General features: G+C 72.1%; 22 protein-coding genes. 11 read left to right on the forward strand and 11 right to left on the reverse strand.

The features are described from left to right. The first annotated feature begins 216 nt into the window (after nucleotides 1-216). From NI25_RS40450 to NI25_RS03270, 3 genes are all read left to right on the forward strand, one after another. Nucleotides 217-348, forward strand: a complete 132-nt coding sequence (locus tag NI25_RS40450) for a hypothetical protein (RefSeq protein WP_042822795.1) — start codon at nucleotides 217-219, stop codon at nucleotides 346-348. Between the two features lie 16 nt (nucleotides 349-364). Next, the gene (locus NI25_RS03265; protein WP_107071605.1) at nucleotides 365-1,129 is read left to right on the forward strand and encodes a DUF4239 domain-containing protein; all 765 of its coding nucleotides are present in this window, start codon (nucleotides 365-367) and stop codon (nucleotides 1,127-1,129) included. A 200-nt stretch (nucleotides 1,130-1,329) separates the two neighbouring features. Further along, on the forward strand, nucleotides 1,330-1,851 hold the full coding sequence (locus NI25_RS03270) for a hypothetical protein (RefSeq protein WP_061440976.1): 522 nt from the start codon (nucleotides 1,330-1,332) through the stop codon (nucleotides 1,849-1,851). Between the two features lie 83 nt (nucleotides 1,852-1,934). On the opposite strand, the gene NI25_RS03275 is transcribed toward NI25_RS03270, so the two are convergent. After that, nucleotides 1,935-2,429, reverse strand: a complete 495-nt coding sequence (locus NI25_RS03275; RefSeq protein ID WP_061440977.1) for a hypothetical protein — start codon at nucleotides 2,427-2,429, stop codon at nucleotides 1,935-1,937. Between the two features lie 330 nt (nucleotides 2,430-2,759). Here NI25_RS03275 and NI25_RS03280 point away from each other — a divergent pair, with 330 nt between their 5' ends. Continuing rightward, nucleotides 2,760-3,425, forward strand: a complete 666-nt coding sequence (locus NI25_RS03280) for a class F sortase (RefSeq protein WP_061440978.1) — start codon at nucleotides 2,760-2,762, stop codon at nucleotides 3,423-3,425. A gap of 33 nt (nucleotides 3,426-3,458) precedes the next feature. Here NI25_RS03280 and NI25_RS03285 read toward each other — a convergent pair whose 3' ends face one another. Beyond that, on the reverse strand, nucleotides 3,459-4,298 hold the full coding sequence (locus tag NI25_RS03285; protein ID WP_061440979.1) for a polysaccharide deacetylase family protein: 840 nt from the start codon (nucleotides 4,296-4,298) through the stop codon (nucleotides 3,459-3,461). Nucleotides 4,299-4,408: 110 nt separating this feature from the next. Between NI25_RS03285 and NI25_RS03290 the strand changes: the two genes are divergently transcribed. Beyond that, the gene (locus NI25_RS03290; protein ID WP_007389268.1) at nucleotides 4,409-4,870 is read left to right on the forward strand and encodes a universal stress protein; all 462 of its coding nucleotides are present in this window, start codon (nucleotides 4,409-4,411) and stop codon (nucleotides 4,868-4,870) included. A gap of 122 nt (nucleotides 4,871-4,992) precedes the next feature. Continuing rightward, complete coding sequence (locus NI25_RS03295) at nucleotides 4,993-6,399, forward strand: amino acid permease (protein ID WP_061440980.1); 1,407 nt, start codon at nucleotides 4,993-4,995, stop codon at nucleotides 6,397-6,399. Here the strand turns inward: NI25_RS03295 and NI25_RS03300 are convergent. After that, nucleotides 6,396-7,211 carry an alpha/beta fold hydrolase gene (locus NI25_RS03300; protein WP_061440981.1) on the reverse strand — a complete coding sequence of 272 codons (816 nt, stop codon included), beginning with the start codon at nucleotides 7,209-7,211 and terminating at the stop codon, nucleotides 6,396-6,398. The genes NI25_RS03295 and NI25_RS03300 overlap by 4 nt on opposite strands. A gap of 58 nt (nucleotides 7,212-7,269) precedes the next feature. Here NI25_RS03300 and NI25_RS03305 point away from each other — a divergent pair, with 58 nt between their 5' ends. Then, nucleotides 7,270-7,743, forward strand: a complete 474-nt coding sequence (locus NI25_RS03305; RefSeq protein WP_061440982.1) for a MarR family winged helix-turn-helix transcriptional regulator — start codon at nucleotides 7,270-7,272, stop codon at nucleotides 7,741-7,743. Nucleotide 7,744: 1 nt separating this feature from the next. On the opposite strand, the gene NI25_RS03310 is transcribed toward NI25_RS03305, so the two are convergent. Further along, nucleotides 7,745-8,899 carry a CapA family protein gene (locus NI25_RS03310; RefSeq protein WP_061440983.1) on the reverse strand — a complete coding sequence of 385 codons (1,155 nt, stop codon included), beginning with the start codon at nucleotides 8,897-8,899 and terminating at the stop codon, nucleotides 7,745-7,747. Nucleotides 8,900-9,151: 252 nt separating this feature from the next. Between NI25_RS03310 and NI25_RS03315 the strand changes: the two genes are divergently transcribed. From NI25_RS03315 to NI25_RS03325, 3 genes are all read left to right on the forward strand, one after another. Continuing rightward, the gene (locus tag NI25_RS03315; protein ID WP_061446726.1) at nucleotides 9,152-9,706 is read left to right on the forward strand and encodes a sigma-70 family RNA polymerase sigma factor; all 555 of its coding nucleotides are present in this window, start codon (nucleotides 9,152-9,154) and stop codon (nucleotides 9,704-9,706) included. Between the two features lie 140 nt (nucleotides 9,707-9,846). Then, the gene (locus NI25_RS03320; RefSeq protein WP_061440984.1) at nucleotides 9,847-10,362 is read left to right on the forward strand and encodes a hypothetical protein; all 516 of its coding nucleotides are present in this window, start codon (nucleotides 9,847-9,849) and stop codon (nucleotides 10,360-10,362) included. 183 nt (nucleotides 10,363-10,545) lie between these two features. Further along, complete coding sequence (locus tag NI25_RS03325; protein WP_061440985.1) at nucleotides 10,546-11,196, forward strand: zf-HC2 domain-containing protein; 651 nt, start codon at nucleotides 10,546-10,548, stop codon at nucleotides 11,194-11,196. Between the two features lie 30 nt (nucleotides 11,197-11,226). Here the strand turns inward: NI25_RS03325 and NI25_RS03330 are convergent, their stop codons facing one another. Next, nucleotides 11,227-12,090 carry an Fpg/Nei family DNA glycosylase gene (locus tag NI25_RS03330; protein ID WP_061440986.1) on the reverse strand — a complete coding sequence of 288 codons (864 nt, stop codon included), beginning with the start codon at nucleotides 12,088-12,090 and terminating at the stop codon, nucleotides 11,227-11,229. Between the two features lie 40 nt (nucleotides 12,091-12,130). Further along, nucleotides 12,131-14,221 (reverse strand): SpoIIE family protein phosphatase, encoded by a 2,091-nt coding sequence (locus NI25_RS03335; RefSeq protein WP_061440987.1) that lies wholly within the window; start codon nucleotides 14,219-14,221, stop codon nucleotides 12,131-12,133. Between the two features lie 116 nt (nucleotides 14,222-14,337). Here NI25_RS03335 and NI25_RS03340 point away from each other — a divergent pair, with 116 nt between their 5' ends. Then, nucleotides 14,338-15,759 (forward strand): lipase maturation factor family protein, encoded by a 1,422-nt coding sequence (locus NI25_RS03340; protein ID WP_061440988.1) that lies wholly within the window; start codon nucleotides 14,338-14,340, stop codon nucleotides 15,757-15,759. A 57-nt stretch (nucleotides 15,760-15,816) separates the two neighbouring features. Here NI25_RS03340 and NI25_RS03345 read toward each other — a convergent pair whose 3' ends face one another. From NI25_RS03345 to NI25_RS03365, 5 genes are all read right to left on the reverse strand, one after another. Further along, the gene (locus NI25_RS03345; protein WP_061440989.1) at nucleotides 15,817-18,840 is read right to left on the reverse strand and encodes an alpha-mannosidase; all 3,024 of its coding nucleotides are present in this window, start codon (nucleotides 18,838-18,840) and stop codon (nucleotides 15,817-15,819) included. A 62-nt stretch (nucleotides 18,841-18,902) separates the two neighbouring features. Next, nucleotides 18,903-20,195 (reverse strand): glycoside hydrolase 5 family protein, encoded by a 1,293-nt coding sequence (locus NI25_RS03350; RefSeq protein WP_107071606.1) that lies wholly within the window; start codon nucleotides 20,193-20,195, stop codon nucleotides 18,903-18,905. Between the two features lie 49 nt (nucleotides 20,196-20,244). Beyond that, nucleotides 20,245-21,165 carry a carbohydrate ABC transporter permease gene (locus NI25_RS03355; RefSeq protein WP_061440991.1) on the reverse strand — a complete coding sequence of 307 codons (921 nt, stop codon included), beginning with the start codon at nucleotides 21,163-21,165 and terminating at the stop codon, nucleotides 20,245-20,247. Continuing rightward, a complete protein-coding gene (locus NI25_RS03360; protein WP_061440992.1) occupies nucleotides 21,162-22,094 on the reverse strand; it encodes a carbohydrate ABC transporter permease in 933 nt (310 codons plus the stop codon). Before NI25_RS03360 ends, NI25_RS03355 begins: the two co-directional genes overlap by 4 nt. A gap of 6 nt (nucleotides 22,095-22,100) precedes the next feature. Next, on the reverse strand, nucleotides 22,101-23,393 hold the full coding sequence (locus NI25_RS03365; RefSeq protein WP_061440993.1) for an ABC transporter substrate-binding protein: 1,293 nt from the start codon (nucleotides 23,391-23,393) through the stop codon (nucleotides 22,101-22,103). Nucleotides 23,394-23,419 lie beyond the last annotated feature (26 nt).

A 23,419-nucleotide genomic window follows, 5' to 3' on the forward strand; every position in this document is an offset into this window, starting at 1 on the left:
CCCCCGCCGCCGCCCTCGCCGAAGCCTCCCCGGCCCGCGCCACCGACGCCGAAGCCCGAGCCGCCGCCCGCCCCGGCTCCGCGCCCGGCGCCGCCCCGGCCGACGCCCACCCCGACTCCGGCTCCGACGCCCCGTCCCACTCCGCCGCCGGTCCGGCCCGAGGCGCCCGCGCCCTCTCCGTCGGTCACGCCGACGCCCCGGCCGTCGCTCCGCCCGGTGCACTATCCGCGCCACCGCGCCGCCCGGCCGCCTCAGCGGTCCTCGCGCGGGGCCACGTCGCCGCTCGTCTTCGTCCTGCTCATCACGGTGCCCGCGGTGGTCGCCGTCGCCGCGCTCCGTGCGCGCTGATTCCTGGAGGCCTCTCTTGCCGGAATGGCTTGTTCTCACCCTCGCGATGCTGGCCGCCTGTGTCGTGGTGGTCGTCATCACCCTCCTACGGCACCGTACGGCGTCCGACGACGAGGACATCACCGAGACGCCGGACGTCATCGAGTACATGACGATGTGGATCGGCGTGGTGTACGCCATCGTCCTGGGCCTGGCCATCGCCGGGGTCTGGGAGGCGCGCAGCGCCGCCGAGGCCGACGTGCAGACGGAGGCCGTCGCGCTGCACGAGGTCTCGGAGCGGGCCCGGGTCTACCCGCCCGAGGTACGTGACCGCATCCGTGCGGATGTCAACGCCTATGTCGGACACGTCGTCACCACCGAGTGGAAGGCGATGGCCGACCACGGCGAGGTGACCGACCGCGGCACCGAGCTGCTCGACCGCGTCCGCGCCGACGTCACCGACTACGAGCCGAAGTCGGACTTCGAGGCCCAGGCGTACCAGCCTCTCGTCGACCAGGTGGCCCTCGCGGACCAGGCCCGCAACTCCCGGGCGCAGTCGACCGGGGCGACCATGCCGGGGGTGGTGTGGTTCGGGCTCATCGCGGGGGCCGTCATCACCATCGGCATGGTCTTCGCCCTGCAGATCCGGCGCACACCCCGCGAACTGGTCCTCGCGGGGCTGTTCTCCGCGCTGATCGCCTTCCTGCTCTTCCTCATCTGGGACTTCGACGCGCCCTTCAGCCGGGGTGTCTCGGCGTCAACCGACCCGTTCCTGAGCCTGTTCCCGGGGGCCGGGGACTGACCGGGGACAGACACGCCGCCGGGGACGGTGGCGGCCGACACGCCGTCACCGTCCCCTGAGCGGCCCACACTCTTGCCCCATTCGCGCGACAGAGATCGCGGCGATGCGCACGGCTTCCTAGCGTTTCGGACATCGAGGTGCATTCCTGGCGCGAGCGGAACAGGTCCGCCGCTGCTCCTCGGGGACCCGGAGGATTCACCATGCGCGCGATACCCGTCGCCTCGGTCGCACTGCTGGGCGCCGCCGCACTGTCCGCCTGTGTGCCGGCCGGGGCCGTGGGCTCGAACACGTTCGGCTTCACCGTCTCCCCCGCCACCGTGGCGCCGGGCGGGGAGGTCACGCTGGGAGTGGGCCGTACCGCCGCGGGCTGCCACGGGCGGGTCACGGTCACTTCCCCGGTGTTCGACACGGTCACCATCCCCCGGCACGAGTCGTCCGCGACCGCGCGGGTCGACCGGGACGCCCGGCGCGGGGCGGTCTACCGAGTGACGTTCGCCTGCCGGGACAAGACCGGCACCGTGGACCTGACCATCGCCGGCGGCGGCGGCTCGCACCATCCCTCCGACGAGCCCTGGCGGTCCAAGGGCGTGCACGCCGGGGAAGGCGGCAGCGTCGCCGGGTTCGACCTGAAGCAGATCGGGCTCGGCGCGGCGCTCATCGCGGCGGCGGTGGGCACGGCGTACCACCTCTCGCGCCGCCGTTCCGGCGAGGACGGCGCCTGACCCGCCCGCACCGCGCGCGGCACTTCGCCCCGGATCCCCACCGGATCCGGGGCGAAGTGCCGCCGCCGTCCTGCGCCGTGCGGTCAGATCCGCCGCTCGGACCGGCGCCGCAGCCAGAACAGTCCGCCGCCGGCGACGGCCGCGGCGACGAGCCCGCCGCCGATCGCGATGTCGGTCGAGGTCGCCCCGCTGGAGCTGCTGCCGCCGAGGCCGCCGCGGACACCGCCGATGACGGTGAAGGCCGCCGGCCGGGTCAGCCGCCGGCCCGAGCAGTTGACGGTGATGTCGTGCGAGCCCGGCCTGGCGTCCTGCTTGATGGTCGCGGTGCCCTTCGACGTCTCGTTGGCTCCCCTGACCGGCGTCAGGTGGGTGGTCCGGAAGGCGTCCGAGGTCATGGTGCCGCCCTGGGGGCAGCCGTCGACCGTGACGGTCATCTGGCCGCCGCGGGCGATCACACTGGGCAGGGCGACGATGTTGCTCGGCTGGTTGTGGTCGCCGCCCGCGGTGGCCGCGGGGGCGGCCAGTCCGAGGACAGCGACGGCGGCGCCGGCTGCCGCGAGGGCACGAGTGTTGCGCATGTGATCCTCCGCGGAAGACGCCCCGGGTCCCGTCCCCGGTCGATCGGCGAGAAGCGTCTCCCAGAAAGACCCTCAGTTGACCTGCGCGCAGCCGCATTTCGGGAATGGTCCGTCCTGGTGAGAGGGGTGCCGGGCCGAAACCGCGCGAGTGGATATCGCCGCAGGTCACGCACCGTCAGAAAATCTCCGTCGGCCGCCTCCCGGATGGCGCACGGAAGGAGGCGCGCACCACCCGTTCGCCGCCGCCCCGTCGCCGGTCCCCCGCACCCCGCTTAGCGTGCTCGTATGCGCGGATGATCCGGCGACGGCCGGATCGAGAGGGGAAGGCGAATGTACGACTCCGAGTTGGCCGAAGAGGAGGAGCGGCGGAGGAAGCGCGCTCCCTGGGGCGTGATAGCGCTTGTTCTGCTGACCGGTCTCGCGCTCATCCGCAACGGCTCGGGGGAGTTCGACGTGGGCCCGCCCCAGCCGGCGTCGGCCGCCGCCCCGGACACCCGCGCGACCCCCGGCGACGCCGCCGCCCCCGGCGTCAAGCCGCTGCCGTACTCGGTGCCCGACCAGGTCTCCATCCCCGCCATCCAGGTGGACGCCCCGGTCATGGGGGTCGGTCTGGACCCGGACGGCTGGGTCGACGCGCCGCCGCCCGAGGACCCGAACCTGGCCGGCTGGTTCACCGGCGCGGTGTCCCCCGGGGAGAAGGGCACCGCGGTCGTGGTCGGTCACGTCGACAACCAGCAGGGCCCCGCCGTGTTCTACGGACTCGGCGCCCTGAAAAAGGGAAACAAGGTGGAAGTGCACCGCCAGGACGGGAAGACGGCGGTCTTCGAGATCTACGGCATCGAGGTGTTCGAGACGGACAACTTCCCGGGCGACCGGGTCTACGGCTCGAAGGGCACCCCGGAACTGCGGGTCATCACCTGCGGCGGCGGTTTCACCAAGGAGAACGGCTACGACGGGAACGTCGTCGTGTTCGCCCGCCTGGTCGAGGTCCGCTGAGCGGCCCCGGCCGGGCGGGTGCGCCGTCGGCGGTCAGATCAGGCGCCGCCGGGGGACGGTGAGGTGGTAGCCGGAGTCGAGCAGTTCGGGCAGGTAGCGACGCAGGGCGCGCACGCTCTGCGAGCGGTTGCCCCCGGCGTCGTGCGAGAGCACCACGACGCCGGGGGCCGCGCCTTCCTCGACCCGGTCGACGATGGTCCCGGTGCCGGGTGTCGTCCAGTCCAGGGTGTCCACGGTCCAGGCGAGCGGCTCCATGCCGAGTTCCGCGCCGAGCTGGAAGGTGTCGCGGTTCCAGGCTCCGTAAGGGGCCCGGAACCAGCGGGGCGCCTCGCCGTAGGCCTTCTCGACGACCTCGCTGGTGCGCTCCATCTCGGAGCGGACGCGGCGCCGGCTGAGCTTGGTCAGCAGCGGGTGCGACCAGGTGTGGTTCCCGACCACGTGCCCCTCGTCGTACATCCGCGCGAGCAGGTCGCGGTTCCACTCCGCCATCTCCCCGCACACGAAGAACGTCGCGTGCACCTTGTGCTCGGCGAGGGTGTCGAGGATCTCGGGGGTGTATTCGGGGTGGGGGCCGTCGTCGAAGGTGAGCAGCATGGTGCGGCCCCGGCCGGTCATGCGCAGGATCGGCTCGCTGCGCACCGGGGGCCGCCGGGGCGCGGCACGCGGTGCGTCGTATCCGGTCAGGGGCTGCAGGCGGTAGGCGGAGGGCTTGAGCGGGCTGCGCTGCCCGGGCCCGGGCGCGGGTACGGGGGCGGGCGGCTTCGCCGGGCCGTTCCCGAGGCCCGCGGCGAGTGCGCCGGCGGTTCCGGCCGCGCCCAGGGCCGCGACGCCGGTGAGCAGGGTGCGGCGGGTGAGCAACTGATCCTTCTCCATGACTCATCAGTCGCCCGGCGACGGTGCGCCGCACCTGAGCAACACCGGTGCGGGAGCGTGAAACCACCCGCCCGGCTCAAGATCACGCAAGTCTCCGATAGCCTCGCCGCGTGACGGAACAGCACTCCCATCAGTTCGAACGCGGCACGGACGGACCGAAGGTCATCGTCGTCGGTGTGGACGGCTCCGACTCCTCGCTGCGGGCCGCGGCCTACGCCGGCGGGCTGGCCAGGCGGCAGGGCGCCCTGCTCGCGGTGGTCTACGTACAGCCGGTGCTGGCGGGGGGTGCGGCGCTCGGGGCGTCGGTGGCGGAGACGACCGACGAGATCGCCGAGGAGCTGGTGGCCCAGATCCGGGAGGCGACCGAGCGGGTGAAGGGGATATTCGACATCCGCTGGGAGTTCCACACGTTCCGCGGCGACCCGTACAGCGGCCTGGTGCAGACGGCGGACGAGCTGAAGGCGGACGCGGTGGTGGTGGGCGCCTCCGAGCAGGCCGGTCACCGGTTCGTCGGCTCGGTGGCGGTGCGGCTGGTGAAGTCGGGACGCTGGCCGGTGACGGTGGTGCCGTAGCGGGTACCGGTTTCCCGCGCGCCCGTCTCCGGCCCGTCGTGCGTCGTGCCTTCCGTAGCGGACGTGTGTGAGTCATCATGATCCACCGTCAGCCGTTTGCCGATCACAAAGAGGTGAGGCGCATGGCCGGGTTCCGCATGGGCGAGGGCGTTCTCCGCCGCAAACCCATCGAGCGCATCGAGGAGACGGAGAGCGGCGGCGGCCTGGTCCGCTCGCTGGGGCTGTGGCAGCTGACCGCGATCGGCGTCGGCGGCATCATCGGCGCCGGCATCTTCACGCTGGCCGGCACGGTCGCCAACGGCACGGCGGGTCCGGCGGTCCTGGTCTCCTTCCTCATCGCAGGCGTCGCGAGTGCGGCGGCCGCCCTGTCGTACGCGGAGTTCGCCGGGCTGATCCCGAAGGCGGGCTCCGCCTACACCTACGGCTACGCGGTCCTGGGCGAGCTGGTGGGCTGGTTCATCGGCTGGGACCTGCTCCTGGAGTACACGGCGATCGTGGCGGTGGTCGCGATCGGCATCTCGGGCTACTTCAGCTTCCTGGTCGGCGAGATGGGCGCCGACCTGCCGAACTGGATGCTGGGCGCGCCGGGCACCGGCGACGGGCACAAGGTCGACCTGTTCGCGGCCGTGCTGTGCCTGCTGATCGCGTATCTGCTGACGCTGGGCATCAAGAACGCGGCCCGCTTCGAGATGATCGTGGTCGTGCTGAAGGTGCTGGTGGTGCTGCTGGTGATCGGGGTGGGCGTCTTCCACATCAACAGCTCGAACTACCACCCGTTCTTCCCGTTCGGGGTCGGCGGGGCGTTCACCGGCGCGGCGACGGTGTTCTTCGCGGTCTTCGGCTACGACGCCATGTCGACGGCGGCCGAGGAGTCCAAGGACGCCCAGCGGCACATGCCGAAGGCGATCATCTACTCGCTGATCATCTCGATGGTGCTGTACGTGGCGGCCTGTCTGGTGCTGACCGGTATGCAGAACTACAAGGAGATCGACCCGGAGAGCGGCTTTTCGACGGCGTTCAAGTCGGTGGGGCTCAGCTCGCTGGCCGACATCATCGCGGTGGGCGCCATCATCGGCATCCTCACGGTGATGTTCACGTTCATGCTGGGCGTCACGCGCGTGTGGTTCTCCATGTCGCGCGACGGGCTGCTGCCGAAGTGGTTCGCCAAGACGCACCCGACGCGGCACGTGCCGACGCGGGTCACCTGGATCGTCGGGTGCGCGTCGGCCGTGATCGCCGGCTTCCTGCCGATCGGCGAGGCGGCGGAGCTGACCAACATCGGCATCCTGCTGGCGTTCGTGGTGGTGTGCGCGGCGGTGATCGTGCTGCGCTACCGGCAGCCGGAGCTGCCGCGCTCGTTCCGCACGCCGTGGATGCCGTTCGTGCCGGTGCTGGGCATCGTCTTCTCGATCTGGCTGATCACGTTCCTGCAGTGGCAGACCTGGGTGCGGTTAGCCGTGTGGTTCCTGGTCGGCCTGGTGATCTACTTCGCGTACTCGTACCGCAAGTCGGAGCTGGCCGGTCGTTAGAGGCCGGCCAGGAAGCCGGCGACCAGTTCGTTGAACGCGTCCGGACGCTCCATGTTCGGGTAGTGCGCCGTGTCCCCGACGGTGACGGAACGCCCGTGGGGGACGGTACGCGCGAGCCGGTCGGCCATGCGCAGGTGGTCCTCGCTGTCGACGCCGCCCCGCACGGCGAGCACCGGTACGCCGATGCCCGGGAGCCGCTCCCAGGTGTCCCGGACGGGGATCCTGTGGTCCGGCTCGTCGGCGGTGTGCTTGCGGACGGTGCCGAGCGCCATGTCGCGCTGGCGGCGCACGACGGCGGGGTCGACGTCGTCCGCCGTCCGGTGCGGGCCGGGCACGAAGCGCAGGAACGCCTCCACCCAGGCGTCCACGTCGCCCGCGGCCAGGGCCCGGCCCCATTCGGTGAGCACCGAGACGGTCCACGGGTCCTGGAAGTCGGGCTCGCTGGTGCCGGCCCCGCACACGACCAGGGCGCGCACGAGTCCGGGGTGCTCCAGGGCCGTGTCGACGGCGACGCCGCCGCCCATCGAGAGGCCGACCAGCACCGCGGAGTCGATGCCGAGGTGTCCCAGCAGGGCGGCGACGTCGTCGGCGGGCCGGTAGGGGCGGGTCGCGTTGGCGGAGGCGCCGTGACCCCGGGCGTCGGGGATCACGACCCGGTGGGTCGCCGCGAGGGCGCTCACCTGGTCGTCCCACATGCGGTGATCGAGGAAACCGCCGTGCAGCAGCACCAGCGCGGGCCCCGAGCCCGTGTCGCGGTAGGCGAGGTCGCCGTCGGCGGAGGCGAAGTAGCGGAGATCCGCGGCAGCAGTCATGACAACCAGGGTGTCATCATGCGACGGTTTTTGACAACCGAGATGTCATAATGGGCGGGTGACGGACTTGGACCCCCCACTCCCACCCGAGCAACTCGCGCGACGCCTCACCCAGGTGTACGACCTGGTCGGCCCGGTCTACCGGCGCGCGCAGCGCCTCGTGGAGCAGGGCCTGGCGCCCGAGGGGCTCTCCGTGGGCGTCCGCGCCGTCCTGGCCCTGCTGCACCGCAACGGCCCCATGACCGTGCCGCAGATGGGCCGGGCACAGGCGATCAGCCGCCAGTTCGTGCAGCGGATGGTCAACGACGCGGCCGCCCGGGACCTGGTGGAGAGCGTCCCCAACCCCGCGCACCGGCGCTCGTCGCTGATCCGGCTCACGGCCGAGGGCCGCACCGTGGTCACCGCCGTCCTCGACCGGGAGAACGTGCTCCTGGGCCAGGTCGGCGGCGACCTCACGGACTCCGACCTCACCACCTGCCTGCGCGTGCTCGGGGCCATGCTGAGCGCGCTCGACCACGTGGAAGACGTCTGAGCTACTCCCCCATCACCAGTCCGTCCTCGGCGGCGCCCCGGCTGAGCACCACGTCGCGGATGCGGTCGCGCACGCCCCGCAGTTCGGCTCCCTGGTCCAGTGCACGGTTGAGGTTCACCACCCGGCCCGCGTCGACGTCGAACAGCTGCGGGACGAACTCGGCCTTGGTGACCTTCCAGCGTTCGCCGGTCCGGTCGGGCGGGGCGAAGGTGAAGCGGCCGATGGTCGACTGGTTGCCGCGCGGGTCGCGAACGCCCCGGTCGTTGACCATCTCGCCCGCGATCTGGTCCCCCATGCCGTAGACCACCCAGGTGCCGTTGACCTTCTCGTAGGCCTGCGGGACGTGGGCGTGGGTGCCGAGGATCAGGTCGATGTCGGGGCGGTCGCCGGTGCGGGCGGCGGTCAGGCTCCGGGCCAGGGCCACCTGGTCCTGGTCGGGCGCGTCCTGCCATTCGGTGCCCCAGTGCAGCGACACGACGACGACGTCGGCGCCGGCCTCCCTCGCGGCCCGCGCGTCCTCGACGACGCGCGCCTCCTCGATCAGATCGACCGCCCAGGGCTGCCCGTCGGGAAGGGGGTGGCCGTTGGTGTGCAGGGTGTAGGCGAGGTGGGCCACCCGGGCCCGGCCCGCGCGCAGGACCGTCACGGTGTCCGCCTCACCCTCGGTGCGCGCGGTCCCGGCGTGCCGTACGCCGGCGCGGTCGAGCGCGTCCAGGGTGCGCCGGATGCCGGCCGCGCCGTCGTCGGCGCTGTGGTTGGAGGCGGTGGAGCAGCCGTCGTAGCCGGTGGCGGCCAGCGCCTTCGCCACCTCGGGCGGGGACTTGAAGAGCGGGTAGCCGCTGTAGTCGCCGTTCGCGCCGTAGATGGTCTCCATGTGGCACAGGGCGAGGTCGGCGCGCGAGACGACGGGCCGGGCGCCGGCGAGCATGGGGCGGAAGTCGTAGCCGGTGCCGCCGGCGTCGAAGCGGGCCCGCTCGATGATCGAGTCGTGCGGGAGCACGTCCCCGGAGGCGGCCAGGGTGAAGGAGCCTTCGACGGCGGCGGGCGGGGCCGGGGCGGGAGGTTTCGGCGGTTCGTGGTCGCGGGCCTGGCAGGCCGCGCCCGCCGTGAGGAGGGCGGTCAGGGCCAGGGCCACCTGCCGACTGCGTGTGATCATGCGTTCACTCCGCTGGGTCGCACACACCGATGAAAAGTCACATTTACGTATGAACAGGTAAAGAGGCACGGCTCGTCACGGGCGTCTTCGACACGCCCATTAGCCCGTCCGGCGGGCGCGAACGGAGTGCGCGGCGCCCCGCCGGCCGTGTGCCGACCGTTCGTCGAACCGTTCGTCGACGCGATCGACCGTCCGCCGCACACCCGTGCGTACGCCCTGTCCCCGTCCGGCCCCCTGCGATGCCATACGGCCATGACGGCCGGAATCACCCTCACGGACACAGCGAACGGGACGACCGCCGAGCACGAGCTCGCCGCACTGCAGCGCGAGCACGGCCGGCCGCTCTTCGCGCTGCTGCTGCGGCTCAGCGACGGCGACCGGCAACGTGCCGAGGACCTCGTGCAGGAGACCCTGGTCCGCGCCTGGCAGCACCCCGAGGCCCTGCGCGCCGACGACTTCGACTCCGTACGGCCGTGGCTGCTCACCGTGGCCCGGCGGCTCGCGATCGACGCGCGCCGCGCCCGCCAGGCGCGCCCCGCGGAGGTCGGCGACGCCGTGCTGGAGAACGCCCGCGTCTGCGCGGACCACGCCGAACGGGCCGCCGCGGCCCTCGACGTGCGCGAGGCTGTGAAGACACTCACTCCGGAGCACCGTGAAGTCCTGGTGCTGGTGTACTTCCAGGGGGCGAGTGTGGCGGAAGCCGCGACAGCCCTCGGCATCCCACCCGGTACCGTGAAGTCCCGCGCGTACTACGCGCTGCGCGCCATGCGCAGGGTGCTACCGGGATACGCCGCCGACCTGCGGTGAAACCGACCCTTTGGTCAAGCCTCCGTAAAGCGCCTTGCCCAGGACCCCGGTTGGGCAGTCGGCTGTCCTCATCCGTGTTCCGGACGGGGGTCCACGACCCGGTCGGGCGACGCGCACGTACCGGAGGAAGGCAGGAAGGGATGCCGCACAGAGGCCAAGAGAGCACGGACGGCACCGGCGGGGGCGAACTGAGCGTTCCCATGGCGTGGTTGTACGCCGAGTACATCGCCGACGAGCTGCTGCGGACCGGCGACCTGATGCCGCCGACGTCCTTCGAGTTCCGCGCCGGGCGCGACGCGCTGGCGCTCACCGTCTTCCTGTCCGACACCGACGGCGAACTGAGCGGCATCCGGGTCGTCACCCATCTGGAGACCTGGCTGTCCCTGACCGCCTACGACCAGCCCTGGCACGAGTGGGTGCACGGACGGCTGGCCGAGGCCACGGCCGACGCGGTCGCCGCCGGACGCCACTCGCCGGACCTGGACCTGGCCCGGGCGGCCTGGCGCTGGCTCCAGGACACCGAGTTGCTGGCCCCGGACCTGAACGCGGTCCCCGGCGGTGGGGCGGTGACCGGTGAGGACGAGGGTCCGAAGGTGTGGACGCCTGCCTGGCAGCTCGGGCTGCCGCTGGGGCACCTCGCCATCCACCTGTTCTAGCCGTCCCCGCCGGCGTCCCGGCCGGCCCGCCGGCTTTCCCCGGGGACGGACCAATCCGCGGCGCGGACCGCTCCGAACACCTTGGTTGCGATTCGATCGCGGCTTGAGTGATTCGGCGGTCGGGTGCGTACGGGTGGGAGCAAGGAGTAACCCCACCCGCACCCAACGGTACGAGGATTCGGCATGAGGTCCCTGGAAAGTCATGGTGACGTCGGCGCCTACGCGCTCGGCGTGCTGGACGAGGCGGAAGCGTTCCGCTTCGAGGACCACCTCATGGAGTGCCCCCGGTGCGCGGCCCAGGTGACCGAATTCGGCCCCGCCACCCGCCAGTTGATGCTGTACCGGCAGGCGACGCCCCGACTCGTCCACCCGATGGCCAGGCCCGGACCGCGACTGCTCGACCGGCTGCTGTCCGAGGTGGCCGGCCGGCAACGGGCCGGCCGTCGCCGGGTGCTGTACGCCGTGGCCGCCGCCGTCGTGTGCGCCGTGGCCGGGCCCGGTGCCGTGCTGTACGCCCACCAGGGCGAGTCGGCCGCGCCGCTCACCGCGACCGACGCCCGGACCGGGGTGTGGGCGCGGATCACGGCCGAGGACGAGGCCTGGGGCACGGGCGTAAGGCTCGAGGTCAAGGACGGGGCCGGACCGCGCTCGTGCCGGCTCGTGGCCGTCGGCCGCGACGGGTCCGAACAGACGATCACCAGCTGGATGGTCCCCGGGGACGAGGACCGGCCGCACACCGTGCGCGGCGGGGCCGCCCTGCACCCGGACCAGATCGACCGCTACGAGGTGCGGACGGCGGGCGGGGAACACCTGGTGACCCTGCCGGCCGGATGACCGCCGCCGTGACCGCCTTCCCCGGACCCGTCACTTCAGCAGCCGGGACATCCTGCGGTCCGCCAGCGGTTTGCCGCCGGTCTGGCAGGTCGGGCAGTACTGGAGCGAGGAGTCGCTGAAGGAGACCTCGCGGACGGTGTCGCCGCACACCGGGCAGGGCTCACCCGTGCGCCCGTGCACCCGCAGCCCGCTCTTCTTCTCGGCCTTCAGGCGTCCCGCGGCGACGCCCCGGGAGCGTTCCACCGCCTGGGTGAGCGTGTCGCGCAGGGCCGCGTACAGGCGCGCGGTCTCCTCGTCGGTGAGGGAGGCGGCCAGTTTGAACGGGGACATCTTCGCGGCGTGCAGGATCTCGTCGCTGTACGCGTTGCCCACGCCCGCGATCAGGCTCTGGTCGCGCAGGGCGCCCTTGAGCTGCCGCCGCTCACCGTCGAGGAGGGCGGCGAAGCGTGCCTCGTCGAAGTCGTCGGCGAGCGGGTCGGGGCCGAGCCGGGCCACGCCGGGCACCTCCTGCGGGTCGGCCACGACGTACACCGCGAGCCGCTTCTGTGTGCCCGCCTCCGTCAGGTCGAAGCCGGCGCCGGTCTCCAGGGCGACCCGCAGGGCGAGCGGGCCCTTGCCCGGCCTCGGCATCCCAGTGGGGAGGCCGTCCTTCCAGTGCAGCCAGCCGGCCCGGGCCAGATGGGTCACCAGATGCGGGCCGCCCTCGGTCTCGACGTCGAGGAACTTGCCGTACCGGTGCACGCCCGCCACCCGGTGGCCCTCCAGGGCCGTGAGCGGGGGGTCGTACGTCTTGAGGACGCTGATCGCCACGGGCAGGACCCGGACGATCTCGCGGCCGGTGAGGTGCTCGGTCAGGAAGTCGCGGAGCGCCTCGACCTCGGGCAGTTCTGGCATACGTCAAGAGTGCCACCGGACGCCGGCGGTGCCAGTGGGGTCAGCCCGCGCCGTGCGCCACCACGAACTCCGCCCAGACGACCTTGCCGCCGCCGCGCGCTTCCACGCCCCATCCGTCGGCGAGCGTGTCGACCAGGAGCAGCCCGCGCCCGGAGACCCCGTCGTCCCCGGCCTCGCGGCGGCGCGGCAGGGCGCTGGAGGAGTCCTCGACCTCGACCCGCAGCCGCCGGTCGGTCCCGGTCAGCAGCCGGAGCGTGACGATCGCGGACCCCTCGGTGTGCATGAGGGCGTTGGTCATCAGCTCGTCGGCGACCAGTTCGATCTCGTCGCTGTGGTTCTTGGCGCCCCAGGAGCGGACCGCGGCGCGGATCATGTGCCGGGCCTCGGTGAGGCCCTCCGGGTCGCCCGGCGAGACGTGCTGCTGGACCCGGCCGAAGGTCCTGGGGGCGCCCGCGCCGTGGCGGCGCAGCAGGAGCAGCGCGACGTCGTCGTCGCCGCGGCGCTCGTCGACGACGTCGATGAGCCGGTCGGCCAGGTCCCGCACGTCCTGGGGTCCGGAGCTGATCAGCGCCGTGAGGACCTCCATCCCCTCGTCGAGGTCGGCGCCCGGCTGCTCGACCAGGCCGTCGGTGCACAGCAGCAGGGTGTTGCCCGGGTCCAGCTCGAGGGTGGCGACCGGGTAGGCGAGGCGCCCGAACTCGGCGGACAGGCCGAGCGGCAGCCCGCCCTCGACGCGGACGAGGCGGCAGCTGCCGTCGCCGAAGCGCAGCAGGGGGTCGATGTGTCCGGCGCGGACCATCTGGACCACGCCGGTGCCCAGGTCGGCCTCGGCGTACAGGCAGGTCGCGAAGCGGTCGGTGTCCAGCTCGTGCAGGAAGACCGACGCCCGCGCCATCACCGTGGCCGGCGGGTGGCCCTCGGCGGCGTAGGCCCGCAGCACGATGCGCAGCTGGCCCATGACGGCGGCGGCGTGCGTGTCGTGGCCCTGGACGTCGCCGATGACGGCGCCGACGCGGCCGCCGGGCAGCGGGATCAGGTCGTACCAGTCGCCGCCGATGTCCCGGCCGAGGGTGCCGCCGATGGAGGCGGCCCGGTAGCGGACGGCGACGTCGCAGCCGGGCACGCTGGGGATGGTGCGCGGCAGCATGGCCTGCTGGAGGCCTTCGGCGAGGTCCATCTCCTGCTCGTAGAGCATGGCCCGCTGCAGGCTCTGCGCGATGCCGCTGCCGAGCGCGACGAGGACGTTGCGGTCCTCCGCGGAGAAACCCTGCCGGTCGCTGTAGAGCAGCCCGATGGCGCCGATGGGCCGGGCCTGGGCGATCAGCGGGAGGTAGGCGGCCGCGGTGATGTTCAGGTGGGTGATGTCCTTCCACAGCCCCGGGTAGCGCTCCGCGAACTCCTCCGGCGACTCGATGAAGCGGGGGCTGAGCGTCCGTACGGCCTCGCTCATCGGGTACGGCTCGTCGATGCGGGTGACCCGGGTGCCGGGGACGAAGCTGTTCTCGGGGCCGTCGGCGACCAGCCGGATGCGGCCGGCCTCGACGAGGCCCATCACCAGGCTGGTGGCGCCCAGCCGGGTGAGGCCGTGGGTGTCGCGCAGCACCTCGATGACGTCGTCCACGGTGCGGGCGTGCGCGAGGGCGGCCGTGGCGAGCTGGACGACGTTGGTGAGCCGTCGGCGGGCCTCGTCCAGCGCGGCCTGGTCGCGGTTGGCCGCGCTGTCCGCCATCTCCTGGGTGGCGTCGCGGACGATGCCGATGATCCGGCGGGGGCGGCCCGTCTCGTCGCGGCGGATGTAGCCCTGGGTACGGGTCCAGCGCAGGGAGCCGTCGCGGCGGCGCAGCCGGAAGTAGGTGCCGTAGGTCTCGCTGCCGTCCTTCATGGCCTGGGCGACCAGGGCGTCCAGGCGGCTGCCCTCGGCCGGCGGGACACGCACGGCCAACGACTCGGGGCGCCCGTCGTACTCCTCCGGGCGCAGGTCGAACACCTCGTGGGCCTGGGCGTCCATGTGGAAGAGTCCGGCGTCCAGGTCCCAGTCGAAGCTGCCCATGCGGTTGAGCGCCAGGATCGGGTCCGGGTGGGCGGGCCAGTCGTCCGGGAGTGACGGGGCGCTCGCTCCCCGATCAGACATGGACCCCACCTTGCCAGGATTTGCCCGAATCTTCGACTCTTGGCCCGCCGGACAGCCGGGAGGAGGGCCGGGTCGCCGGGACGGGTACACGGAGCGGGTACGAGAGGAGCCCGGCCGTGGAGTGGTTCACCGCACCCGATTACTGGCTCGCCCGGCTGGTCTTCCAGCGGGCCCTGGCCGTCGTGTACCTGGTCGCGTTCCTGACGGCCGCCCTGCAGTTCCGGGCGCTGCTCGGCGAGCGCGGTCTGACGCCCGTCCCCCGCTTCGTCGAGGGGGTGCCCTTCAGGCGGGCGCCGAGTCTGTTCCAGTGGCGCTATTCGGACCGGCTCTTCGCGGGCTGTGCCTGGGCGGGCTGCGCGGTGTCGGCGGCGCTGGTGGCGGGTCTGGACTCGCTGCTGCCCCTGTGGGGCGCGATGGTGCTGTGGCTGGTGCCGTGGGCGCTGTACCTCTCGATCGTCAACGTCGGACAGACCTGGTACTCGTTCGGCTGGGAGTCGCTGCTGCTGGAGACCGGCTTCGTCGCCGTGTTCCTGGGCAACGAGGAGGTGGCCCCGCCCATCGTGGTGCTGTTCCTGCTGCGCTGGCTGCTGTTCCGGGTGGAGTTCGGGGCGGGGCTGATCAAGATGCGCGGCGACGAGTGCTGGCGGAAGCTGACCTGCCTGGACCACCACCACGAGACCCAGCCGATGCCGGGCCCGCTGAGCTGGTTCTTCCACCACCTCCCTGGGCCGCTGCACCGTGTCGAGGTCGCCGCGAACCACGTCACCCAGCTGGTGGTGCCCTTCCTGCTCTTCGCGCCGCATCCCGTGTCGACGGCCGCCGCGGCACTGATGATCGCGACCCAGCTGTGGCTGGTGCTCTCGGGCAACTTCTCCTGGCTCAACTGGATCACCATCGTGCTGGCCCTGTCGGTGGTGCGCTTCCCGGCCGATCCGCCGGGTACGGCAGCCGCGCCGCTCTGGTACGAGGTGGTGGTCCTGGCGGTGGCGGCGCTGCTGGTGTTCCTGAGCCACCGGCCGGTGCGCAACATGATCTCCCGCCGCCAGGTGATGAACCGCTCCTTCGACGCGCTGCACCTGGTCAACACCTACGGCGCCTTCGGCTCCGTCAGCCGGGTCCGGTACGAGGTGGTGATCGAGGGCACCGCCGACGAGGTGGCCAGGAAGGACGGGGACTGGCGGGAGTACGAGTTCAGGGGCAAACCCGGTGATCCGCGCCGCTGGCCGCGCCAGTTCGCTCCGTACCATCTGCGCCTGGACTGGCTGATGTGGTTCGCGGCGCTGTCGCCCTCCTACGCCGGATCGTGGTTCGGCACCTTCGTGGAGCGGCTGCTGGAGAACGACCGGGCGACGCTGCGGCTGCTGCGCGGCTCCCCCTTCCCGCCCGACGCGCCGCCGCGCTTCGTGCGCGCCCGGCTGTTCCGGTACCGGTACACGACCTGGCGGGAGCTGCGGGAGACGGGAGCGTGCTGGGAGCGGACGTATGTGCGGGAGTACCTGCCGCCGACCCGGCTGACCGGGGCGCCGGACCGGTCGTGACCCCGCGGGCCCGGCCCACCGCTACCGGGTGGGCCGGGCCCTTTGGGGGCGACGGTGCTACGCGCGCTTCAGCCGCAGGGTCATCAGCTGGAAGGGACGCAGCCGTACGGCGATCCGGTCCCCGTCGAGGCGGGGGGCCTCCGCGTCCGCCAGCGGGCGCTCCAGCAGGTCGGTCACCTGCACGCCGGTGGCCGCGAACCCGGTGGTGAGCGTGGCGCGGGCCCGGCCGCCGTGGGCCTCGTGGAAGCGGACCACGACGTCGCCGCTGCCGTCGTCGGCGAGCTTGACGGCGGTGACGACGACCTCGTCCCGGTCGACCGTGACGAGCGGCGCGATCTCGGCGGTGCCTCCGGTGAGGTGCCGCTCGGGCACGTTGATCCGCCAGCCCTCGCGGACCGCGTCGCCGATGCCCGCGCCGGGCACCAGCGCGTGCCGGAACCGGTGCACGCCCTGGTCGGTCTCCGGGTCGGGGAAGCGGGGGGCGCGCAGGAGGGAGACCCGCACGGTGGTGGTCGTACCGGCGTCGCCGCCGGTGCGGACGGTGCGGGTGACGTCGTGTCCGTACGTCGAGTCGTTGACGACGGCGACGCCCCAGCCGGGCTCCTCCAGGTGCACGAACCGGTGGTTGCAGGCCTCGAACTTGGCCGCCTCCCAGCTCGTGTTGGTGTGGGTGGGCCGGTGGAAGTGCCCGAACTGGGTCTCCGACGCGTACCGTTCGGCGTGCACGTCGAGCGGGAAGGCGAGCTTGAGGAACTTCTCCGTCTCGTGCCAGTCGACCTCGGTGTCCACCTCCAGCCGCCGCTCCCCCGGCGCCAGCGTCAGCACCTGGGTGACGCGGGAGGAGCCGAAGGAGCGGACGATCCGCACCGAGGCGCCGTCTTCGCCGGGGGCGACCTCGTCGGCGTCGGTGAGGTCGGTGACGGTGTGGCGGTAGAACTCGTCCACGTCCCAGGCGTCCCACATGTTCGGGAAGTCGGGGTGCAGCTGGAGCAGGTTCCCCGCGCCGCCCGGCGCGATGGTCTCGCGGTCGGCGGTGATGTCGTACGCGGAGACGATCAGCCCTCGCTCGTCGATCTCGACGCGCAGCAGGCCGTTGTCGAGGACGTGGCCGCCGCCGGGGCGGGGGGCGCGCTCGGTGGTGCCGTCGGTGACCGGTGCGGCGGCGCCGCCCGCCCCCACGCCCGCCCGTGCGTGCGGGGCGGAGTTGAAGAGGAGCGGGGTGTCGCCCTCGCCGGCCAGGGCGCGCTGGGCGGCGTCGATGATCGCGTTCAGCTCGGCGGCGACGCGGTCGTAGGTGGCGCGGGCTTCGCGGTGCACCCAGGCGATGGAGGAACCGGGCAGGATGTCGTGGAACTGGTGCAGCAGGACCGTCTTCCAGATGCGGTCCAGGTCGTCGTACGGGTAGGGGAACCCGGCGCGCACGGCGGCGGTGGCCGCCCACAGTTCGGCCTCGCGCAGCAGGTGCTCGCTGCGGCGGTTGCCCTGCTTGGTCTTGGCCTGGCTGGTGAGGGTGGCGCGGTGCAGTTCGAGGTACAGCTCGCCCACCCAGACCGGCGGCTCGGGGTTCTCGGCCTCGGCCTTCTCGAAGAAGGCGTGCGGGGTCTCCCACTCGACCGTCGCCGAGCCTTCGAGGTTCCGCAGCCGGGCCGCCTTGGCGACCATCTCGCGGGTGGTGCCGCCGCCCCCGTCGCCCCAGCCGGTGGGGGCCAGGGAGTGGCGCGCGACGCCCTTGTCCTTGAAGTTCTTCGCCGCGTGGGCGATCTCGCTGCCCTTCATCGAGCAGTTGTAGGTGTCGACGGGCGGGAAGTGGGTGAAGATCCGGGTCCCGTCGATGCCCTCCCAGCGGAAGGTGTGGTGCGGGAACTTGTTCGTCTGGGACCAGGAGATCTTCTGGGTCAGCAGGTACTTGGCACCGGCCGCCTTGATGATCTGCGGGAGGCCCGCCGCGAAGCCGAAGGTGTCCGGCAGCCACGCCTCGTCGTTCTCGACGCCGAACTCGTCGAGGAAGAACCGCTTGCCGTGCACGAACTGCCGGGCCATCGCCTCCGAGCCGGGCATGTTGGTGTCCGACTCCACCCACATGCCGCCGGCCGGCACGAACCGCCCGTCCGCGACGGCCTTCTTGACCCGCGCCCACACCTCGGGCCGGTGGTCGCGCACCCACGCCCACTGCTGGGCCTGGGACATGGCGAAGACGAAGTCCGGCTCGTCCTCCAGGAGGGCGGTCATGTTGGAGGTGGTCCGGGCCACCTTGCGCACCGTCTCGCGCAGCGGCCACAGCCACGCCGAGTCGATGTGCGCGTGGCCGACGGCGCTGATGCGGTGCGCGGAGGGCACGGCGGGGGCCGACAGCACCTCGGTGAGGCGGGAACGGGCCTCCTGTGCCGTACCGCCCACGTCCTGGAGGTCGACGGCGTCCAGGGCCCGGTCGACGGCGCGCAGGATCTCCCAGCGGCGCGGCGACTCCACGGGCAGCTCGGCCATCAGCTCGCCGAGCACCTCCAGGTCGAGCACCAGGTTCCACACCGTCTCGTCGAGGACGGCGAGGTCCATCCGGGTGAGGGTGTACTGCGGTTCGCTGCCCGCGGTGTCCTTGTCGCCGAGCTGCGTGGGCACGAAGGGGTGGTAGTCGAGGATCACGGGGTTGGAGGCCGCCTCGACGTGCAGCCGGACCTCCTCGCCGCCCTCGACGGGGGCGCCGATCCGCACCCACTGGTTGCGCGGGTTGAGGCCCTTCACTGGGGTGCCGTCGGGGCGGTAGACCAGTCCCTCGCACTGGAAGCCGGGCATGTTCTCGTCGAAGCCGAGGTCGATGATCGCCTCGACGGTCTTCCCGGCCCATTCCTCCGGCACGGTGCCGGTGACGCGGAACCAGCTGGTGCCCCAGGGCGCGCCCCAGCGGGCGCCGACCTCGATGGGCTCGGGTTCGGCCGCGAGTCCCTCCTCCACGGGCACGGGTTCGCCGGGCGCGTTCCAGACCGCCACGTGCAGCGGTACGGACTGGGGGTAGAGGGCGGGGCGGATGCGCTCGTCGAGGACGCGCTTGAGGCGGGCTTCGACCAGGTTGCGGTCGTCATGCATGAGGGTGCTCCGGGGTCGGGGGCGGGTGGTTGCCAGGGTGGGTCACGACGACGGGGCCGACGTCAGGTACAGCTCCCCCGCCGTGCGCGGTCCGAATCGTCCGGGGCCGGGGCGGCGAGTACGTCGCCGGGAGTGACGACCTCGGTGATGCCGCGCGCGGCGAGGTGTCCGGTGTCGGCGGTGTGCGTGTCGAGGACGGTGGTGGGGCGGGCGCCGTCGGCGACCAGCCGGAAGAAGGCGTCGAAGACGGCGCCGCCGGGGGCGCAGGCCGAGCGGGCGGCGGGGTCTGCCGGGACGGCGAGGGCCGTGGTGCGCGGGGCGGGCGCCGGGCGGGCTCCGTCCCGGGCCGCGCGCGCCGCGCTCGCCAGGACCCGTGCCGTGTCCTTGGGGCGGCGGTCGTTGGTGAGGAGGCCGAGCCCGTACTCCAGCTCGGGGAAGTCGGCCAGTGCCCGGGACACGTCGTGGGAGCACCACCAGGTGACGCCCCACAGGCCGGGGCAGTCCAGGGCGTTCTCGACGGTCGCCTCGGTGAAGGCGGCGGCGTGCTCGGCGGGGACGAGGGGCGCGGGGGCTCCGACCTCCTGGAGCCAGACGGGACGGTGCGGGTCGTCGGCCCAGGCCTTGCTCAGCTCGATCAGGTAGGCCGCGTGGTGCTCGCTGGGCACGGAGGCGCGGCCGTGGCGCTGGGCGGTGCCGTTGAAGACCCAGGAGTGCACGGCCGTGACGGCGCCGCGCCGGGCGGCCTGGGCCGGGGTGAAGGGCTGGTCGTCCTGGTACCAGGTGGCGTCGTACTCGGCGTGCAGGTGCATCCGGCCCGGGGCGCCCTCCTCGCAGGCGGCCAGCATCCGCTCCAGCCAGGCGTCGATCTGGTCGGCGGTGGCGCGGTCCGGGTCGGGGTGGGGTCCGGCGGAGAACTGGTTGACCTCGTTGCCGAGGGTCATGCCGAGGAAGCCCGGCCGGCCGGCCAGGGCGGCGGCGAGGGTGCGGAGGTAGGTGGCCTGGCCGTCGATGACGTCGGGGTCGGTGAACAGGTTGCGCCGGTGCCAGGTGCGGGTCCAGGCCGGCAGGAAGTCGAAGCTGCTCAGATGGCCCTGGAGGCCGTCCACGTTGACGTCGAGGCCGCGTTCGCCGGCCGCGTCGACCAGGGCGACGAGGTGCTCGACCGCGCGTTCGCGGATCAGTGAGCGGTTGGGCTGGAAGTAGGGCCAGAGCGGGAAGACGCGGACGTGGTCGACGTCCAGTGCGGCGATGGAGTCCAGGTCGGCGCGGACGGAGTCGAGATCGAAGTCGAGCCAGTGGTGGAACCATCCCTCGCTCGGGGTGTAGTTGACGCCGAAGCGCACGGCAGAAGGCATGCGGTGTCCTTGATACGGGGTAGTACGGGCCCTGGGCGGCGGATGACGGTCAGCCCTTGACGGCTCCCTCGCCGACGCCGCGGAAGAAGTACCGCTGGAGACAGGCGAAGAGGACGATGAGCGGCGCCACGGCGATGATCGTGCCCGCGGCGACGAGGCGTTCGTCGTTGGCGAAGGTGCCGTGCAGGTAGTTGAGGCCGATGGTCAGCGTGAACCTGGACGGGTCGCTCAGCACGATCAGGGGCCACAGGAAGTCGTCCCAGGCGCCCATGAAGGCGAAGATCGCGACGACGGCGAGGGTGCCCTTCACCGCGGGCAGCGCGATCCGGTAGAACCGCTGCCAGACGTTGGCGCCGTCGACGAAGGCGGCCTCCTCGATCTCGTAGGGGAGGTTGAGGAAGGCGTTGCGCATGAGGAGCACGTTGAGGGCGCTGACGCAGCCGGGCAGCAGGACGCCGACGAGGGTGTTGTTGAGGCCCAGCTCCCGCATGGTGGTGAACTGGGCGATGATGATGCCCTCCACGGGCACGAGCATGGCCAGGATGAACACCAGCGTGGCGACGCGCCGGCCCCGGTAGCGCAGCCGGGCCAGGGCGTAGCCGGCGAGGGCCGCGCCGACGCAGTTGGTGACGACGTTGGCGGCGGCGACCTTCAGCGAGTTCAGGGCGTAGTCCCACACCGGGATGGTGTCGGCGACCCGCTCGTAGTTGTGCAGGGTCGGGTCGGCGGGCAGGAACTTCGGCGGGGAGCTGAAGATGTCCTCGGTGGGGCCCTTGAGCGAGGTCGACAGCTGCCACAGGAACGGGCCGATGGTCAGGGCCAGGACACCTATGAGCAGCAGGTAGCGCAGGACCAGTTCCCACCCGCGGATGCGGCGGCCGTGCTCGTCGGTGATCCGGGGTTCGCGTTCCCGCGCCCGGTCGCCCTCCCCCGGCTTCTGGGCGGGCCGGGTCCGCTCGGCGAGGCTCACGACTCCTCCTTCCGGTCGGCCCGCAGGACGAGCAGCATCAGGACGACGGTGACGACGAAGACGACGACGGAGATGGCGGAGGCGTAGCCGACCCGGCCGGTCAGACCGGTGCCGGTGCGCTGGACCAGCATCACCAGGGTGGTGTCCTCGCCGGCCGGGCCGCCGTTGGGGCCCGCCATCAGGTAGACCTCGGAGAACACCTTGAAGGCGGCGACCGAGGAGAGGGCGGCGACCAGGACCATGGTGGAGCGGACGGCGGGCACCGTGACGGTGAGGAACCGGCGGACCGCTCCCGCGCCGTCGACGGCGGCCGCCTCGTGCAGCTCGCGCGGCACGTTGGCCAGCGCCGCCAGGTAAATGATCATGTAGTAGCCGAGGCCCTTCCAGACCGTGACGCCCATCGCGCTGAGCAGGATCAGCCACTGGTCGCTGAGGAAGCCGACCGGACTCGCGCCGAGCGTCTCCAGCAGGGAGTTGACCAGGCCGCGCTCGTCCAGGAGCCAGACCCAGATCAGCCCGACGACGACGATCGAGGCGACGACCGGGGTGTAGAAGGCCGAGCGGAAGAAGGTGATGCCGGGGATGTTCTTCTGCACCAGCAGGGCGAGCAGCAGCGGCAGCAGGACGAGTGCGGGGACGACCCCGAGGACGTACAGGGAGCTGTTGCGCAGGCCGATCCAGAACATGTCGTCGTGGAGCAGCTCGCGGAAGTTGGCGAGGCCCACGAACTCACCGGGGACCAGCGTGCGGCGGTCGGTGAAGGAGTTGACCAGCGTGGAGACGAACGGGTACAGGATGAACGCGCCGGTGATCAGCAGACCGGGCGCTGCGAAGAGCCAGGGACTGGCGGGCAGTTGCCGCCGCACGCGCCGGGCGCCGCCGCTCTTGCGGGCGCCCGGGGTGCCGGTGGTGAGGGTGGGACTCGCCATGACGTGTCAGCCCTGCTGCTGAAGGAGCCGGTCGCACGCCTTGACAGCGTTGTCGAGGGCTTCCTGGGGGCTCTGCTTGCCCTGGAGCGCCTTGGCGACCTCGTTGCGCAGCTCGGTCTTCATCTGCTCGCTGAACAGCACGGGCGTGTAGTCGACGGCCGTCTTCAGCGACTTGGCGGAGGCGACCCGGACGCGGGTCTCGTCGGTGCCGTCCTCCTTGGTGAAGTACGGGTCGTCCAGTGAACCGGCGGTGCTCGGGAAGATGGCGACCTTCTTGGCGAACGACATCTGGTGCTCCGCGTCGGTGACGTAGTGCGCGAAGGCGACCGCGGCGGGCTTGCGCTCGCTCTGCGCGTTCACCATCAGGCCCATCACGTACATGTTGACGTGGCCCGTGCTGGTGATCTGGTCGGTGATGCCGATGTTCTTGTACAGGCTCGGCGCCTGCTTCTTGAAGTTGGCGAGGTCGAGCGCGCTGCCCGGGTTCATGGCGACGGCGCCCGTGAGGAACTTCTTGCCGGTCGACTCGGGGGTGGCCGTCAGCGCCTGCGGGTCCAGCGCCTTGGCGTCGTACAGCTCCTTGTAGCGGGTGAGCAGTTCGACGCCCTTGGCGTCGTTGAACGCGAAGGCGGTGCCCTCCTTGTTCATGAGCGACGCGCCGTAGCGGCCGAAGTCCTCGATGGTGGGCACGTTGGCGAGCGTCGCGACCTCGCCGTCGGTCTTGCCGGCGATCTTCAGGGCGGCGTCGAAGACCTCGTCGTACGTCTTCGGCGGCTGCTCGGGGTCGAGGCCGGCCTTCTTGAAGAGGGACTTGTTGTAGAAGAGCGGGCCGGTGTTGAGGTACCAGGGGAAGGCGTACGTGCCCTCCATGCCAGGTATGCGGTGACTGGCCCAGGCCCCTTCCAGGTACTCCTTCTCGTACTGGCCGGCGGCCTTGTCCAGGTCGAGGGCGAGGCCGGCCTTGGCGAGCGGGGCGACGAGGTCCGGGGAGACGTTGACGACGTCGGGCAGGGTGCCGCCGGCGGCGTCGGCGCTGATCTTGTCGGCGTAGCCCTCGCCGGGCTGGTCAACCCACTTGACGTGGGTGCCGGGGTACTTCTTCTCGAAGTCGGCGATCAGGCCCTCGAAGTAGTCCTTGAAGTTGGCCCGCAGGTTCCAGGTCTGGAAGGTGATGTCGCCCTCGACCTTGCCCGAGGCGTCGGTCGAGCCACCGCCGTCGCCCCCGGAGCCGCAGGCGCTGAGCGGCAGGACGAGGGCGGCGACGGCTGCGGCGGCGAATGTTCTGCGCGAGGTGGGCACGGTGACACGTCTCCCTGAAGGACGTC

It is taken from the genome of Streptomyces sp. CCM_MD2014, from assembly GCF_000772045.1.
GTDB classification, from domain to species: Bacteria; Actinomycetota; Actinomycetes; order Streptomycetales; family Streptomycetaceae; genus Streptomyces; species Streptomyces salinarius.

What these genes read in the sequence shown, in the direction of transcription:
- NI25_RS03300 (WP_061440981.1), bottom strand. Translation starts at nt 7,211, where the DNA reads ATGACTGCTGCCGCGGATCTCCGCTACTTCGCCTCCGCCGACGGCGAC.
- NI25_RS03335 (WP_061440987.1), bottom strand. Translation starts at nt 14,221, where the DNA reads ATGTCTGATCGGGGAGCGAGCGCCCCGTCACTCCCGGACGACTGGCCC.
- NI25_RS03315 (WP_061446726.1), top strand. Translation starts at nt 9,152, where the DNA reads ATGACGGCCGGAATCACCCTCACGGACACAGCGAACGGGACGACCGCC.
- NI25_RS03310 (WP_061440983.1), bottom strand. Translation starts at nt 8,899, where the DNA reads ATGATCACACGCAGTCGGCAGGTGGCCCTGGCCCTGACCGCCCTCCTC.
- NI25_RS03330 (WP_061440986.1), bottom strand. Translation starts at nt 12,090, where the DNA reads ATGCCAGAACTGCCCGAGGTCGAGGCGCTCCGCGACTTCCTGACCGAG.
- NI25_RS03275 (WP_061440977.1), bottom strand. Translation starts at nt 2,429, where the DNA reads ATGCGCAACACTCGTGCCCTCGCGGCAGCCGGCGCCGCCGTCGCTGTC.
- NI25_RS03320 (WP_061440984.1), top strand. Translation starts at nt 9,847, where the DNA reads ATGCCGCACAGAGGCCAAGAGAGCACGGACGGCACCGGCGGGGGCGAA.
- NI25_RS03270 (WP_061440976.1), top strand. Translation starts at nt 1,330, where the DNA reads ATGCGCGCGATACCCGTCGCCTCGGTCGCACTGCTGGGCGCCGCCGCA.
- NI25_RS03360 (WP_061440992.1), bottom strand. Translation starts at nt 22,094, where the DNA reads ATGGCGAGTCCCACCCTCACCACCGGCACCCCGGGCGCCCGCAAGAGC.
- NI25_RS03350 (WP_107071606.1), bottom strand. Translation starts at nt 20,195, where the DNA reads ATGCCTTCTGCCGTGCGCTTCGGCGTCAACTACACCCCGAGCGAGGGA.
- NI25_RS03325 (WP_061440985.1), top strand. Translation starts at nt 10,546, where the DNA reads ATGAGGTCCCTGGAAAGTCATGGTGACGTCGGCGCCTACGCGCTCGGC.
- NI25_RS03280 (WP_061440978.1), top strand. Translation starts at nt 2,760, where the DNA reads ATGTACGACTCCGAGTTGGCCGAAGAGGAGGAGCGGCGGAGGAAGCGC.
- NI25_RS03295 (WP_061440980.1), top strand. Translation starts at nt 4,993, where the DNA reads ATGGCCGGGTTCCGCATGGGCGAGGGCGTTCTCCGCCGCAAACCCATC.
- NI25_RS03285 (WP_061440979.1), bottom strand. Translation starts at nt 4,298, where the DNA reads ATGGAGAAGGATCAGTTGCTCACCCGCCGCACCCTGCTCACCGGCGTC.
- NI25_RS03345 (WP_061440989.1), bottom strand. Translation starts at nt 18,840, where the DNA reads ATGCATGACGACCGCAACCTGGTCGAAGCCCGCCTCAAGCGCGTCCTC.